Source organism: Rhodococcus sp. NJ-530 (assembly GCF_003860625.1).
GTDB classification, from domain to species: Bacteria; Actinomycetota; Actinomycetes; order Mycobacteriales; family Mycobacteriaceae; genus Rhodococcus_F; species Rhodococcus_F qingshengii.
This window is the reverse complement of the sequence record NZ_CP034152.1, coordinates 5,220,917-5,235,629: the sequence shown is the minus strand read 5'-3', so window position 1 is coordinate 5,235,629 and position 14,713 is coordinate 5,220,917. Positions and strand designations below refer to the sequence as shown.

Below are 14,713 nucleotides of genomic sequence, written 5' to 3'. Positions count from 1 at the left end.
GTCATGCGTTTCGACGCAACAGAACTGACGATCGAGGAGCTTGCTCTTCAGGCTGAAGTGCGGGAGTACCTCGACAAGCGACTCACCCCCGGTACCTACTCGCTCGGACTCGGGATGGCCGGGGCGGTGGATCCGGTGTTCTCGCGAGATCTGGGTCGACGTGGGTGGCTCGGCATGTCGCTGCCGAAGGAATACGGCGGGGGCGGACGGTCAGCAGTGGATCGATTGGTCGTCGTCGAAGAACTTCTCGCGCGGGGAGCGCCGGTCGGCTATCACTGGATCGGAGACAGACAGTCGGGTCCGAGCATCGCCGCCAACGGCACGGAAGAACAGAAGCGGTACTTCCTTCCCGGTATCGCGAGCGGTGAGTTCTCGTTCTCGATCGGGATGAGTGAGCCCGACTCGGGTTCGGACCTGGCATCGGTGCGCACGCGCGCCGAACGTGTCGATGGTGGCTGGAAAGTCAACGGCACCAAGATCTGGACCACCGGCGCCTTCCATGCCACACACATACTCGCCCTGCTTCGAACCTCGGCAGACAAGCACAACGGTCTCACTCAGCTGATCGTCGATCGCGACAGCGAGGGTCTGACCGTCTCACCCATTCCGTTCATCGACGGTAGTGAGGACTTCTGCGAGGTGTCGTTCCAGGATGTTTTCGTGCCGGATTCGCGTCGCCTCGGAGACGTCGGAGCGGGCTGGGGACAAAACACCGGTGAACTCGCACTCGAGCGAGGTGGCGTCGACCGTTGGATGTCGCTGATGCCGGTCCTCGAGAACTTCGCGGCCAACCAAGCAGCGCAATGCGGTCCAGCTGCCCTCGCCGATCTGGGCTCGATTACCGCACGCTGCTGGGCTTTTCGCGGGATGTCGCTGTCCATCGCACGGATGGTCGACGCCGGTCGCTCGCCGGTCACGGAGGCCGCGCTGATCAAGGAGATGGCAACACGCTTCGAACAGGACTGTGTTGCGACCGTCGCGCGGCACCTCGGCCGGGCTCCGGACCTTGCATCCGACGATCCGTACGAGTCGCTGCTCGCCCGGGCCGTGCTGGTGGCGCCGTCGTGGTCGATTCGCGGCGGTACCAACGAAATTCTCCGCACCGTGATCATGAAAGGGTTGGACCGATGAATTCGGGGTCACAGATCAACGCGTACACATTCGACGCCGACCTCGAATCGATGGTCGAGCAATTTTTCGCCGAGAAGTCCGGCACCGAGGTGGTAGCGCAGGCGGAGATCGGCGGTCTGCCCGCCGGATTATGGAGCGCGGCAGTCGAACTAGGGTTACCTCTGGTCGGTCTTCCCGAATCGGTTGGTGGTTCCGGTGGCTCGCTCCTCGACGCCGTGACTGTCCAGCGCGCGGCGGCGAGGCACGCTGCGCCGCTGCCGCTTGCCGAGACGTACCTCGCGGGCAGGCTGGCAACAGCGGGCGGGTTACCCGTGCCCTCCGGAATCGCAACGGTCGCCCCGGGTTCGCCGCGCGACGATGTGCGCCGGACCAACGACGGTGTTCTCTCGGGAACCTTTCACGACGTGCCGTGGGGTAGCGCTGCATCAGTGCTGGCAGCAGTTCTCGGTGATCGCGTCGTACTCCTTGACATCTCCGACGCCGAGATCGGTGGCGGGACGGATCTTGCGGGGCAACCGCGTGAGAGCCTGACGTTCTCCGAAGCGCGGACCATTGACGGCGACAACCCGGTCGATGCCCGGATTCTCAGCAAGCTCGGCGCGTTCTTGCGCTCGGTGCAGATGTCGGGAGCGATGGAGTCGGCGTCGACGTTGACCCGGCGCTATGTGTCCGACCGGGTGCAATTCGGTAGGCCCGTCGCGCAGTTTCAAGCAGTCCAGCAGCATATCGTGACGCTTGCTCAGATGGCTTCGATGTCCACGCTGGCCGTCGATCGCACTGCACATGCACTCATCAGAGGCGACGCCGACTTCGAAGTGAGCGCAACCAAATTGGTGGTTTCGCAGAATGCGCTCGTGAGCGTCCGCGCCGCCCACCAGGCACACGGTGCAATCGGCATGACCCGCGAATACCGATTGCAAGAACTGACGCGTCGACTGCACGCCTGGCGATCGGAGTTCGGCGACGAAATCGCGAGTGCGACGCAACTAGGAGAGGCCGTAGCGGCGTCGCCGTCACTGCACCGCTTGATCACCGACCCAGAACCGACATTGAAGCTGTAATCCTGACCGTCGTAAAGGATTACGTTGCGTTGCAACGAAGATCGCGCTTCAGCACCTTGCCTGCTGCCGACAGCGGCAATGCATCGACGAATTGGAAAGTGCGCGGAGATTTGTATCCGGCTATCAGCGTTTTCACGTGAGCGCGCAGTTCGTCGGCGTCGGCGTCGAAACCATGCCGAAGGACGACCACGGCATGGACACGCTCGCCCCACTGGGCATCGGGCAGACCGATCACGGAACAGGCCGCGACGGATTCGTGTTGTTCCAGAGCGTTTTCGACCTCGGTGGAGTAGACGTTCTCGCCACCGGTGACGATCATGTCCTTGATGCGATCGACGATGAACAGGTAACCGCGGGCGTCGAGGTACCCCGCGTCGCCGGTATGCATCCACCCGCTGCGGAGCACTTCAGCGGTCTCCTTCGGTTTGTTCCAGTATCCGAGCATGACGTGGCTGCCGAACGTGACGATTTCGCCCACCTCGCCGGGTGGGAGTTCCGAGCCGGCCGGGTCGACGATTTTCACCTCGCAATGAGGGAGTGCGCGACCAGCGCTGCGGAGGAGGTCACCACCTTCGAGGTGATCGGCTGGACTCAGCATGCTGATGTGCGCGGTTTCAGTCATCCCGTAGCCCTGAGCGAAGGAACTGTTGGGGAACATTTGCATGACCTGTCCGAGAAGCGTCGGAGATATGGGCGAGGCGCCGTATCTCAGGATCCTGACGCTGGACAGATCGTAGGTGGTTGCGTCTTCGCCCGTTTCGTTTTTGTGGGCGACCAACATCTGGAGCATTGTCGGCACCAGACCCACGGTTGTCGGGCGATAGCGGTCCACGGCCTCGAGGAACGTCCGTGGGCTGAAGTTCGGTACGAAGACCTGAGTTCCACCCATCAGCGACTGAGCCAACCATCCGACGATCCCGGCAATGTGAAACAGAGGGTTCACCGCGAGGTTCGTTCCGTTGCTGATTGCCACGCCGCCTGCCGCGAGAGTGCCCAGCGCCGAGGTCATCAGCGCTTGATGGCTGATCATCACGCCCTTCGGCACTCCGGTGGTCCCGCCGGTGTAGAGGAGTAGTGCAAGCGTGTCGCCGCCGACGCGCAGATCGTCGACCGGAATCGCCTCCGCGATCACCTGTTCGTAGTCGAGCATTCCGTCCGGAACTCGGTCGTTGCCGCAGTAGACGACAGTGGTCAGGCCTGGACACGCCTCGCGAAGGGTAGATCCGACGGAAGCAAAATTCTCGTCCACGAGTAATACCGTCGACCCTGAATCTTCCAGGGCGTACCTGATTTCCGCCGTGCTCCAGCGAGAATTGACCGGACTGGCCACTGCTCCGAACCACCAGCAGGCCAGGAGCGCCTCGTGGTAGTAGTCGGAGTTCGATGCCAAGATCGCGACTCTGTCACCGGTGTGCAGGCCTAACGTCTGCAGCCCGCCCGCGAGCCTCTTGATCCGGTCGACCGATTCGCGAGACGTGCGCACTCGGCCATCGGAGATCGTCATCACCGCTTCGGGCGACGCTCGTAGGGATCGATGAACGAATTGAGTCAGCTGCATGCGATTCCTCCTGCGAGTGTGCGGCGAGTGCTCTGACTCGGATCAGTTCCGGCACTGATGCTATTGGCCTGACAATTGCCCTCACCCACCGCCTGAAATCATGCCCCACTCCGGTGCAATCTAGACGATTGTCCAGTTAACTCTGACGATTCCATCCTGCCGTGGGGTGATTTCTGCGAGAGTGTCGAACATGCGAGCAATCCTGGTAGCCGGTATGAGTGCGTTCGTGGCGGTCGTCTCGGCGCCCTCTGCCGGCGCCGAAACGACTACGAACCAAGTGCGCTCGTTTTCCGAGACCACGTCAGTCGGGGTCCACAATTCCTACGAGAAGGCGACGTTTCCGTACTTCGCCGACGCTTTGGATTCCGGGGCGTCGTTGCTCGAGCTGGACCTGTGGACCAACGGGGGCGGTCCGGACTGGCGTGTGTCGCACATGAATCCGGTGGCGAGCGAGAGCAACTGCGTCGGCGCTCAGGACGCATCCGGGTTGCGAAGCGGTCTACGAGATCAGGGATTCCGTGGATGCCTGGCAGATATGCGGGCGTGGCACGAGGCCAATCCCGAGCACCCGCCGGTGATGATCAAGTTGGAAATCAAGGACGGGTTCACTGCCGGGTACGGACGTGGGCCCGCGGATCTCGACGCCCTGATTCTCGGGACACTCGGAGACGCGGTTTTCACGCCGGCCGATTTGATGGGGGAGTCCTACTCCACCCCGGATGCCGCCGTCACCGAGCGTGGATGGCCGAGCAATTCCGAAATGACCGGGAAATTTCTGTTCGAGTTGATACCGGGAACGATCGAGGAGGGAAACCCTCTCGATACGGAGTGGACGGACCGGCAGTATGCGACGCACCTGCGAGATCTGTCCTCCGCCGGGCTCGTCGAACTCGGCGCCGCCTTTCCCGCTGTTCACCGTGCATCACCGGGAGACCCACGTCTCGACCGCTATACCGACCCGGGGATCCGTCCGTGGTTCGTGATTTTCGACGGCGACGCTCTCGACTACAGCGCCGGAGTCGTGGATCCGAGTTGGTACCACGATCGCGGCTACCTGCTCGTCATGACCGACGCGCACAAGGTCGCTCCGCAGATCGACGGAACCCATGCCACCGAAACCGAGGCGAGCGAGCGTCTCGACCTGTTGGCCGGGCAGCACGCAAGTTACATCACCGCGGACTGGTCGAGGTTGCCGAACGTACTGTCCACCGTGGTGCCGCGTCGGTGATTTTCGAATGGCCGGATCGTGAAGAGCGAGATCTGACGGGCGGCAATTCTCAGGAACAGGGTGCAGGATGGGTTCATGCGCACTGTCACGTGGAATCCCGAAGTCTACGGCCGCTATTCGGGTGAGCGGTCACGCCCGTTCGTGGACCTGGTGTCTCGGGTGGCCACCGAAGACCCGACGCGGGTAGCCGACCTCGGCTGCGGATCAGGCACCCTGACCGCGATGCTCGGGGAAAGATGGCCGGACGCCTCGGTATCCGGATTCGACTCGTCTCCCGAAATGGTCGCGCAGGCCCCTACAGACCTACCGGGAAACGTCACCGTCGAGTTGGGGGACATCATGTCCTTCGACGCCACCGGTTACGACGTGGTCGTCAGTAACGCTGCATTGCAGTGGGTTCCGAGCCATCGCGAGCTGATCGACCAGTGGGCGGACACCCTGGAATCCGGATCGTGGCTGGCGTGGCAGGTGCCGGGTAACTTCGATGCTCCGTCCCATGCGCTCATGCGAGATCTCGCGGAATCAGCGGAATGGAGTGAGCGACTGGGTGGCGTCCTACGCGGCCCGGAAGGCGTCGACAGTCCAGTTCAGTACGCGCAGCGTCTCCAGGAACACGGATTCGACGTCGACGCCTGGGAGACGACGTACGTACACGTGCTGGCAGGTGCCGACCCGGTGCTCGGATGGGTACGGGGGACGGGGTTACGGCCCGTGCTCGACGTTCTCGGCGAAGCTGACGCTCCGGAGTTCGAGCGTCAGTATTCCGATCTGCTGAGGGAGGCCTACCCCGCAACAGCCGCCGGAACGCTCTTTCCGTTCCGGCGGGTGTTCTGCGTCGGACGCAAACGGTAACTACTCGGCTGGGTTGCGGTCAGCCGATCACTGCGCCGTGACAAAGCCTTCCGAGACCAGCCAGTCGCGGGCCACGTCCGCCGGCTCCTTGCCGTCGACGTCGACCTGCCGGTTGAGCTCGGTCATCACCTCGTTGGTCAGTCGCTCCGAGATCGGTGCCATGACTTCTGCTACCTGCGGATGTGCTTCCGCGAAGTCCTTTTTCATCACCAGTGCCGGATTGTATTTCGGGAAGAACTGGAGATCGTCGTCGAGCAGAACGAGATCGAGTGCGATGATGCGACCGTCGGTGGTGAACACCTCGCCGAACTTGCACTGATCGCCATCGGCTGTCGCCTGGTAGATGATGCCGGTCTGCAGGATCTGGCGTTGGGCACGAGAGGCGTCGAAACCGTATTTCGCTGCCAGGCCGGGATATCCGTCCTGGCGGACGTTGAACTCGGTCTCGACGCACGTCACCGCAGCTCCGGGATCGGATTCGACCAACTTCGCGTAGTCGGAAACGGTCTTGACACCGGTCTTCTCAGCGGTCTCCTTGCTCATCGCCAATGCATACGTATTGTTCATCGGCGCCGGATCGGTCCACACCATGTCGTTCGCAGCAAGGTCCGCATCGCGGACGGCCTCGAACTGCGCCTGCGAATCGGGAAGCGGTGTCTCGTTGCCGAGGTAGTTGATCCAGCCGGTTCCGGTGTATTCGTACGCAAGATCGATCTGGCCGTTCAACTGTGCGTCACGGGTGCTGTTCGAGCCCTGGATGTTCGTGAGGTCTCGAACATCCGCGCCCGCAGCGGCCATCGCGAATTCGATGACGTACCCGAGCACGATCTGCTCGGTGAAGTCCTTGGAGCCGACGGTCATCTTCACACCCTCGAGCTCCGGAACCGGCTCGATGCTGCCGGGGCCGACGGCCAGGGGCAGTGCGCCACCGGACTCGAGACCACACGAAGCGACAAGTGTGAGGCCGATCGTGGCAACCGCGAGTTTCCAGCCCCACGTTCTGGTGATCGAAGTCTTGGTCATCGCAATCCCTTGGGCCCGAGATAAGTTTCGGCGAGCGCGCCGAGCCAGTCGATCAGCAAGGCCAGCGACACCGCCAGTACGGCACCGACAACGAGGGTGACGTTGTCGCGGAGCTTGTATCCGGTGTCGATCAGAATGCCGAGTCCGCCGGCACTGACCAGGAAGCACAGCGTCGCGGTACCGACGGCCAGAACGAGCGAAGTACGCAGTCCTGCAAGGATGTACGGGACGGCCATCGGGAACTCGAGTTGACGTAGGACCGTGAGCGAAGACATTCCCTGCCCGCGCCCCGCATCGATCAAGGTCTTGTCCACTTGCTGGTAGCCGAGGATGGTGTTGCGCAGCACCGGAAGCAACGAATAGAACGCAATGGGAAACACGCCGATCCAGAAGCCGGTCGTTCTTGTCGCGAGATAGAACAGCACGAGCAGGCCGATGGCAGGCGCTGCGGCTCCGATGTTGGCTATTCCCACGAAGAACGGTGCCAGGCGGGTGAATTTCGGCCTGGTCAGCAGGGTTCCGAGTGGAACCGCGATGGCGACGACGATGATGACCACGGCGGCGGTGATCAGTACGTGCTGCCAGGTCAGAGTGACGATGTTGTCGAGGTTGATGCTCGCCTTCTGCGTCGCGTTGAGATCTCGGCTGAATGCCCAGATCAACACGCCCGCAACCAGGATCAGGACGATGACCGGCTGCACATACAGTCGCATCCGTTCCGCACGGCGCGTGGCGGCGTTCTCGGCCGCACCCAGATCGGGGGCGTCCGGTTCCATCTCAGGCGCGGAGACGCGCTCCTCTGTCGTGGCAGTCATGTTCAACCCTCGACGTTCTCGGTGTCTGGCTCTTCGTCGTGGTCGTGCGCATGCTCCTCGCGCATTTCGGAGAGATGGCTGACCAGTGTGTCGATGGTGATGAGACCGACGTACTCGCCACGCCGTCCGGTGACCACGGTGGACGCATTGCTCTCTGCGAGAAGAGCTTCCAACGCATCCTGCAGGGTGGACTGGATGGACACGGCTTCTCCGATCTCGTTACCGACACCTCGAAGAGTCGACGCATGGGCGAGGTGGCCGGGCGAGACCCAGCGAAGCGGCCGTCCGCGCTGATCGAGAATCAGGGCCCACTTCCACTTACGCGCTGCGAGTGCGGTTCTCAAATCATCGACCGAATCGGTTTCGCGGGCGGTGAGGCACTGCTTGAGTTTGATCTGGCGCACGCGTGTCAGGGTCAGCTGCTTGAGCGAGGCGTCCGCCCCGACAAATCCGGCGACCATGTCGTTTGCGGGATTGGCGAGAATCGCTTCCGGAGTGTCGTACTGCATGATGCTGGATTGATTGCCCAGCACGGCAATACGGTCACCGAGTTTGACTGCCTCGTTGAAATCGTGCGTGACGAAGACGATGGTCTTACCCAACTCCGACTGCAGACGCATCAGTTCGTCCTGGAGCAGGCCGCGGGTGATCGGATCGACGGCACCGAAAGGTTCGTCCATCAACAGCACCGGAGGATCGGCAGCCAGCGCCCGCGCCACGCCCACACGCTGTTGCTGCCCACCGGACAATTGGCGAGGGTAGCGGTCGCGATAGGTATCGGGATCGAGGCCTACGAGGTCGAGCATCTCGTCGGTGCGCGCTGCGATACGTTTCTTGTCCCAACCGATCAGACCCGGGACAGTCGCGACGTTCTTCGCAATCGTGAAGTGCGGGAACAAGCCTGCCTGCTGGATCGAGTACCCGATGCCACGGCGGAGCTTGTCCGGGTCGATCGACAGCGCGTCCTTGCCGTCGATGGTGATCTTGCCGGAGGTAGGTTCGATCAGGCGGTTGATCATGCGCATCGTCGTCGTCTTGCCGCAACCCGAAGGTCCGACGAAGACCACGATTTCACCGGCCGGAACAGTCAGCGAAACATTGTCCACCGCTGCAGCTTTCTGGCCCGGGTACCGCTTGGTGACGGACTCCAGGACGATCTCGACCCCGGATACCTTCTGATCTGTGGATACGTCAGACGGAATGGTTTCAGTCATTGCAGCCCCTTCGAAGTAGTGAGACGACCGATGACGACGTAGATTCCGTCGAGAATCAGAGCGAGAATGACGATCAGTACGGTGCCGACCAGCGCTTGCGGAACAGCATTCGGGCTACCGACACGCGAGAGTCCGGAGAAGATCAGGTTTCCCAGACCAGGACCTTTGGCGTACGCCGCGATGGCGAGGATGCCCATGAGCATCTGTGTACTGACCCGCATGCCGGTGAGGATCGACGGCCACGCGATCGGTAGCTCGATTCGACTCAGTACGTGCATGCGATTCATTCCGACACCGCGGGCTGCGTCCGTGATCGCCGGGTTGACTGCATCCAGACCGATGATCGTGTTCCGAATGATCGGGAGCAGGGCATACAAGATCAACGCGGTGATCGTGGGAGCGACGCCGAGACCGAGAATCGGAATGAGCAGTCCGAGGAGGGCGAATGAAGGAACCGTCAGGATCGTGCTGGCCAACGCCGTAGCGATGGAGGATCCCGCCGGGCTCCGGTAGACGAGAATACCGATGATCACGGCGGCAATCGTCGCGATGATCACGGACTGGATAACTGCTGAAACATGTAGGTACGAGTCGGTCATCAATTGTTGTCGTCGTGCAACGACAAAATCCCATAGGGCGCCCATATTTCCGAACCCACTTTCTTCGGACTTCTGCTCGCTCGAACGTCTTCCCTCGACACCGACCGGCGCACAAGGGCTTTCCCCGCAGCCTCCGTAGGCCGAGGGGTTTCCCTCGACTGTCGTCCAAAAACTGAGATACTGCAACTAATTCCGATTGCAGCGTGTCGGATGTTGTTCTGGACGTGAGATTTTGCGAGACGCGGGTATGTACCCACTGCGAGCAGAGTTGAAACGCGCTGGAGATGGCAAAGCGGGAGAGTTCCGCAGAACTCTCCCGCATTGCTTGATTTGTCCGAATTGGCCTCAGGCCCAGCTGAGCGCATCCTCATCGGAGAGGCGCGGCAGACGATCGAACCAGGGGTTCTCACCGGGATGGCCGATGTTCACCACGAGGATCGTCTTGAAACGTCCGTCTGCGAAGAATTCGCCGTCGATGCCGTCGGCGTCGAACCCGGCCATCGGGCCGGCGACCAGACCCTGTGCGCGAATCGCGAGGATCACATAGCCGGCCTGAAGTGCGGCATTGAACCGACTCGTCGAACTGGCGGCGGCCTCGTCGGATTCGAAGTAGTCCTTCATCTCCGGGCGAATGGGGAACAGGTTGGGGATGTGCTTGTAGAACTCGGTGTCCACCGCCAGAACGGCAACTGCAGGAGCAGCCTCGGTCTTGGCTTTGTTGCCGTCTGCCATGTGCTCGACGAGGCGTGCTTTGCCCTCCTCGGTACGGACGAACAGCACACGTAGCGGATTGGTGTTGGCCGCGGTCGGTGCCCACTTCGCGAGCTCCCAGATCGCAGTCAGTTCGTCGTCGGTCACAGGTTCGTTCGAGAAGGAGTTGGCGGTGCGAGCCGCAGTGAAGAGGAGCTCGCGGCCGGCTTCGTCGAGTTGCTGGGCGGTGAATGGGGTGGCTGCGTCGAGAGACATCGGGGGTTTCCGTTCCGTGGTAGCTCGACCGAGCATCACCCGGTAAAGCTAGTTGCTAGTAAAAAAATAGTGCCTACGGATACGTTAGCACTGTGGCTAGGATGGTGGGGTGGCAAGCAAGAGCGAAGCGGGACACGAGCCCCGCGCATGTGACGGGGCTCTGGCCCGCGCGTTCGGCTTCCTGGGCAAACGGTGGAACGGCGTCATTCTCGGCACGCTGCTGAACGGGCCGGCGGGATTCTCCGAACTCAAGCGCGCGGTGGGCGGGATCAGTGATTCGGTGCTCTCGGAACGCCTGACGGAGTTGGCAGGGGCAGGCCTGGTGACGAGGAGCGTCGATGCAGGTCCGCCCATCGCCGTGGAGTACGAACTCACAGCGTCGGGGCAGGCGCTGCTCCCCGCTCTCAGTGAACTGACAACGTGGGCCGCCGAAAATCTGCCACCCGAGAGTTGCTCGAACTGAGCGCTCGCTAGGACGCCGGCGCCGCGACCGCGTGGGTCGCGCTTCTGTGGGACGAAATCTCGTAGGAAGCGACGAAACATCTACGCAACGTAGATGCAACGTAGCCAAAACTAGTGTTCTGGATCACACAGTGTTCGTGTGGTCGAGAGGCCTTTGGTCACGAATCTGTGGGCAGAACGGGTCCTGGTTCGCTACCGGTGGTGGATGAGGACAAGGTTCCGCGGGTTGAGCACACAGCTCGCGGAACCGCCCCACCACACGCCCCGACGAGGGCACCGGCCGACAGGAGTTCAGGTGTCCGTAGTTGCGGAAGTCTCGGCGATCGATTTCGCGGAGACCGAATTCGATTGGGCGCAGCGATCGACGCTGATTCGTGAAGTCGACCCACTCGTTCCGGGGCCACCATCCTTGGCGATGTGTCTGAGCGAGCCGACGCGCGGACTGGTCGACATCGCTTCACTGCTTCTCGCGGCTCCTTGGTTGCTTCGATCGCCGCGTGGGGACGGGCATCCGGTCCTCGTTCTCCCCGGATTGCTGACTTCGGACGTTTCGACTCTCGCCTTGAGGACATACCTCAGCTTTCTCGGATACCGGGTTCACGGTTGGAATCTGGGTCTGAACACCGGTCCGACGGCGACGGTGGTCGACGGACTGCCTGCCGCATTGGCCGAGGTAGCAGATCGATACGAGCAGAAGGTGTCGGTAATTGGCTGGAGTCTGGGCGGTATCTACGCTCGAAAGCTGGCGAGGGACCTGCCGGATTCGGTGCGTCAGGTAGTGACACTGGGAAGTCCTTTCGGTCTCACCAGTCTGGAGCAGACGAGAGTCGGATCTCTCTACGCTCGTTTGTCCGGCAATCACGCGATACTGCCTCCGGTCGACGGCATCGAATCCGAACAGGGATCGCCTATTTCCGTTCCCGCCACGTCGGTCTACTCCAGGCACGACGGTATCGTTCCATGGCAAGCGTGCTGTGAAACCTCGGCAGGCCTGTCGGAAAGCATTGCGGTGCAAGGCAGTCACATGGGGTTGACCCACAACCCGTCGGCGTTGTGGACCGTTGCCGATCGTCTGGCGCAGGACGTCGACAACTGGCAACCTTTTGCGGCTCCGAAACGGCTTCGACGCATGTTTCCCTGCTGAGGTGCGAGGCTGAGGTCCGAGGCCGGGGTGTGGGGGAGAACCCTGAGTCTGACGCGGGGACGGACTCGTACCTGAGGACACACCGCGTCGGAAAAGATGGGTCCATGGCCTGATGCGCACAGGTGGATCGGCAGCGGATAGTGGAGGTCGACGCGGATGAACCGCGAGTTCCGTTGAAAGGAAACAACACATGACCTCCCCGATGAATACCCGCAAGCTCACCCGCGCCCGCTCGGGAGCAATGTTCGGTGGGGTGTGCGCCGGAATCGCTCGGTACTTCGGTTGGAAGTCGTCGACAGTCCGCTTGCTGTTCGTACTCTCGTGCCTGCTGCCCGGCCCGCAGTTTCTGATCTACATCGTGATGTGGATTTTCATTCCTCGTGAGCAGATCTGACCGAACCGCTCAACGGCGGCGGTCTTTCAGGCATTGCTTGGCCTCGTGCAATTCCTCCGAACTCAGTGGAGGAAGGGGCAGTGCGTCACGGTGCAAGCCCTCCGTGCGTAGGCCGTCGAGCATTACCGAGAGGTATCGACGCCACACGGTCGGGTTGACGGGCTGAGCAAATTCGGTGACTGCGCCCACCATGAAGATGAGGCCGAACAGGTCCGTCGGTACGGCGTCGGTGCGCAGCATCCCGGCCTCCTGGGCCCGGTAGAAGATCCTCTCGACCGACGGTTCGATGATGGATCGTTGGCATGCGACTTGCTCGCATCCCTCGTCGGTTCCGTTCAGGACGTCTTTGAGTCCGCGGTTGACCGACATACGGCTGCAGGCGAATTCGGCAAAGGTGACAAGTCCGTCCCACGGATCCGGATTGGCAAGTGACGCGTCCGCGGCCGCTGCCATGTCGGCGAAGTTCTGCTGGAAGACTCCGTCGATCAATTCTTCTTTGCTGGCGAACCGCCGATAGACCGTTCCGACGCCGACCCCCGCGCGCCGGGCGACGTCGTCGAGTGTGACGTCGATCCCTTCTTCGGCGAACAATTCACGTGCGGCGTCGATGATCAACTGCCGATTACGTGCAGCATCGGCGCGAAGGGGGCGCTCCATTGCGGTACTCATGTCCCCACTCTACCCGCCAAGTGGAGACAGCCTCTCCGTTTTCGTGTAGCGTTTTTGCTAACCGGAGAAGCCATCTCCGCATAGGTTGGGCGAGGGACTATGTCAGACATTGCTGAACGGACTGAATTCGAGCAGTCCTCAGCGCCTTCAGGGGACAACCACGCAAAGCGGTGGCTGGTTCTCGCGGTTCTGGGAATTGCGCAGCTGATGGTGGTCTTGGATGCCACCATCGTCAACATCGCGCTGCCTGCTGCGCAGCGCTCACTGGAGTTCGGTGATTCGGACCGCCAGTGGATCATCACGGCATACGCATTGGCGTTCGGCAGTTTGCTGCTACTCGGCGGTCGATTGAGCGACTTGTTCGGGCGCAGGCGAACTTTCATCGTCGGCCTGATCGGCTTCGCAGTCGCTTCCGCCATCGGTGGCGCAGCCGTCAACTTCGAAATGCTTGTTGCCGCTCGTGCCGGCCAAGGCGTATTCGGTGCGCTCCTTGCCCCGGCAGCCCTGTCGCTGCTGTCCGTGACATTCACGGATCCAGGTGAGCGTGCCAAGGCGTTCGGTATCTTCGGTGCCGTTGCCGGCGGTGGTGGCGCCATCGGACTGCTGCTCGGCGGCGCACTCACCGAGTGGGTCGACTGGCGCTGGTGCCTCTTCGTAAATCTCTTCTTCGCGGCGATCGCCCTGGTCGGAGCAGTCCTGTTGCTCGCGCCGCACACCAGTGACTCGCGACCCAAACTCGACATCCCCGGAACGATCCTGGTGTCGATCAGCTTGTTCAGCATCGTCTTCGGATTCTCGAAGGCCGAGTCGGACGGGTGGAGTGCAACTCCCACTATCTCGTGGCTCGTTGCCGGCGTCGTGTTCATGGCGGCGTTCATCTACTGGCAGACCAAGTCCGAGCACCCACTTCTTCCGCTGCGGGTGGTCCTCGACCGAATCCGGGCTGGCTCGTACCTGGCGATCTTCCTTTCCGGCGCAGGCATGTTCGCAGTCTTCCTGTTCCTGACGTACTACATGCAGCTGATCCTCGGGTACAGCCCGATCATGACCGGCCTCGCATTCATGCCGATGGTGTTCGGAATCGTGACAGCGGCAACGCTTTCGACAGCGGTTTTGCTGCCGCGCGTCGGTCCGCGAGTGCTGATCGTGAGCGGAATGGTCATCGCGGCGATCGGAATGACGCTGCTGGCCCAGATTTCCGTGGACAGCACCTATGCAGTACACATTCTGCCGGGGCTCGTCGTCACCGGACTCGGCATGGGCAGCATTTTCGCCCCGTCGATGCAGGGAGCAACTTCAGGCGTGCATCACGAAGATGCCGGCGTCGCATCTGCCACGGTCAACACGATGCAGCAGGTGGGCGGCTCGATCGGAACTGCACTGCTCAGCACGATTGCCGCCTCGGCTTCCACCAACTACCTGGTGGGCCGCGAGATGAATCCGCTGACTCAGGCGCAGGCCGCCGTCGAGAGTTACACCACGACGTTCTATTGGGCCGCAGGCATATTCGCGGTCGGTGCGGTCTTGACCGGACTGGTTCTTCGGAGTGGACTGCTTCCGGATTCGCCGGAAGGTGAACCGGTAATCGCCCACTGAC

Annotated in this window: 15 protein-coding genes; 8 read left to right on the top strand and 7 right to left on the bottom strand. The window is 61.8% G+C overall.

What is annotated here, in order from left to right; genetic code table 11:
* The first annotated feature begins 3 nt into the window (after positions 1-3).
* Positions 4-1,131, top strand: coding sequence for an acyl-CoA dehydrogenase family protein (locus EHW12_RS24360; RefSeq protein ID WP_042922335.1), 1,128 nt, complete (start codon positions 4-6; stop codon positions 1,129-1,131).
* Positions 1,128-2,192 (top strand): acyl-CoA dehydrogenase family protein, encoded by a 1,065-nt coding sequence (locus EHW12_RS24355; protein WP_064113487.1) that lies wholly within the window; start codon positions 1,128-1,130, stop codon positions 2,190-2,192. The genes EHW12_RS24360 and EHW12_RS24355 overlap by 4 nt, the downstream gene beginning before the upstream one ends.
* A gap of 19 nt (positions 2,193-2,211) precedes the next feature.
* Here EHW12_RS24355 and EHW12_RS24350 read toward each other — a convergent pair whose 3' ends face one another.
* A complete protein-coding gene (locus EHW12_RS24350) occupies positions 2,212-3,750 on the bottom strand; it encodes a long-chain fatty acid--CoA ligase (RefSeq protein WP_125051936.1) in 1,539 nt (512 codons plus the stop codon).
* Positions 3,751-3,940: 190 nt separating this feature from the next.
* Between EHW12_RS24350 and EHW12_RS24345 the strand changes: the two genes are divergently transcribed.
* Both EHW12_RS24345 and EHW12_RS24340 read left to right on the top strand, forming a co-directional pair.
* A complete protein-coding gene (locus EHW12_RS24345) occupies positions 3,941-4,978 on the top strand; it encodes a phosphatidylinositol-specific phospholipase C domain-containing protein (RefSeq protein WP_164490597.1) in 1,038 nt (345 codons plus the stop codon).
* 75 nt (positions 4,979-5,053) lie between these two features.
* Entirely contained in the window at positions 5,054-5,830 is a 777-nt protein-coding gene (locus EHW12_RS24340) for a trans-aconitate 2-methyltransferase (protein ID WP_030535206.1), read from the top strand.
* 27 nt (positions 5,831-5,857) lie between these two features.
* On the opposite strand, the gene EHW12_RS24335 is transcribed toward EHW12_RS24340, so the two are convergent.
* The 5 genes from EHW12_RS24335 to EHW12_RS24315 form a co-directional block, all read right to left on the bottom strand.
* Entirely contained in the window at positions 5,858-6,853 is a 996-nt protein-coding gene (locus EHW12_RS24335) for a glycine betaine ABC transporter substrate-binding protein (RefSeq protein WP_003939988.1), read from the bottom strand.
* Positions 6,850-7,629, bottom strand: coding sequence for an ABC transporter permease (locus EHW12_RS24330; protein WP_007731455.1), 780 nt, complete (start codon positions 7,627-7,629; stop codon positions 6,850-6,852). The genes EHW12_RS24335 and EHW12_RS24330 overlap by 4 nt, the downstream gene beginning before the upstream one ends.
* Positions 7,630-7,670: 41 nt before the next feature.
* The gene (locus EHW12_RS24325; protein ID WP_007731456.1) at positions 7,671-8,882 is read right to left on the bottom strand and encodes an ATP-binding cassette domain-containing protein; all 1,212 of its coding nucleotides are present in this window, start codon (positions 8,880-8,882) and stop codon (positions 7,671-7,673) included.
* A complete protein-coding gene (locus tag EHW12_RS24320) occupies positions 8,879-9,526 on the bottom strand; it encodes an ABC transporter permease subunit (protein WP_019745160.1) in 648 nt (215 codons plus the stop codon). The genes EHW12_RS24325 and EHW12_RS24320 overlap by 4 nt, the downstream gene beginning before the upstream one ends.
* A gap of 300 nt (positions 9,527-9,826) precedes the next feature.
* A complete protein-coding gene (locus EHW12_RS24315) occupies positions 9,827-10,447 on the bottom strand; it encodes a malonic semialdehyde reductase (protein ID WP_007731458.1) in 621 nt (206 codons plus the stop codon).
* Positions 10,448-10,556: 109 nt separating this feature from the next.
* Here EHW12_RS24315 and EHW12_RS24310 point away from each other — a divergent pair, with 109 nt between their 5' ends.
* The 3 genes from EHW12_RS24310 to EHW12_RS24300 all read left to right on the top strand — a co-directional run bounded on the left by EHW12_RS24310 (position 10,557) and on the right by EHW12_RS24300 (position 12,447).
* Positions 10,557-10,910 carry a helix-turn-helix domain-containing protein gene (locus tag EHW12_RS24310; RefSeq protein ID WP_007731459.1) on the top strand — a complete coding sequence of 118 codons (354 nt, stop codon included), beginning with the start codon at positions 10,557-10,559 and terminating at the stop codon, positions 10,908-10,910.
* 294 nt (positions 10,911-11,204) lie between these two features.
* Entirely contained in the window at positions 11,205-12,053 is an 849-nt protein-coding gene (locus tag EHW12_RS24305) for an alpha/beta hydrolase (protein WP_020970664.1), read from the top strand.
* Between the two features lie 190 nt (positions 12,054-12,243).
* A complete protein-coding gene (locus EHW12_RS24300; protein WP_003939828.1) occupies positions 12,244-12,447 on the top strand; it encodes a PspC domain-containing protein in 204 nt (67 codons plus the stop codon).
* 9 nt (positions 12,448-12,456) lie between these two features.
* Here EHW12_RS24300 and EHW12_RS24295 read toward each other — a convergent pair whose 3' ends face one another.
* Positions 12,457-13,116: a TetR/AcrR family transcriptional regulator gene (locus EHW12_RS24295; RefSeq protein ID WP_080712681.1), complete on the bottom strand. Its 660-nt coding sequence runs from the start codon at positions 13,114-13,116 to the stop codon at positions 12,457-12,459.
* Between the two features lie 99 nt (positions 13,117-13,215).
* Here EHW12_RS24295 and EHW12_RS24290 point away from each other — a divergent pair, with 99 nt between their 5' ends.
* Complete coding sequence (locus tag EHW12_RS24290) at positions 13,216-14,712, top strand: MFS transporter (protein ID WP_003940566.1); 1,497 nt, start codon at positions 13,216-13,218, stop codon at positions 14,710-14,712.
* Position 14,713: the final 1 nt, after the last annotated feature.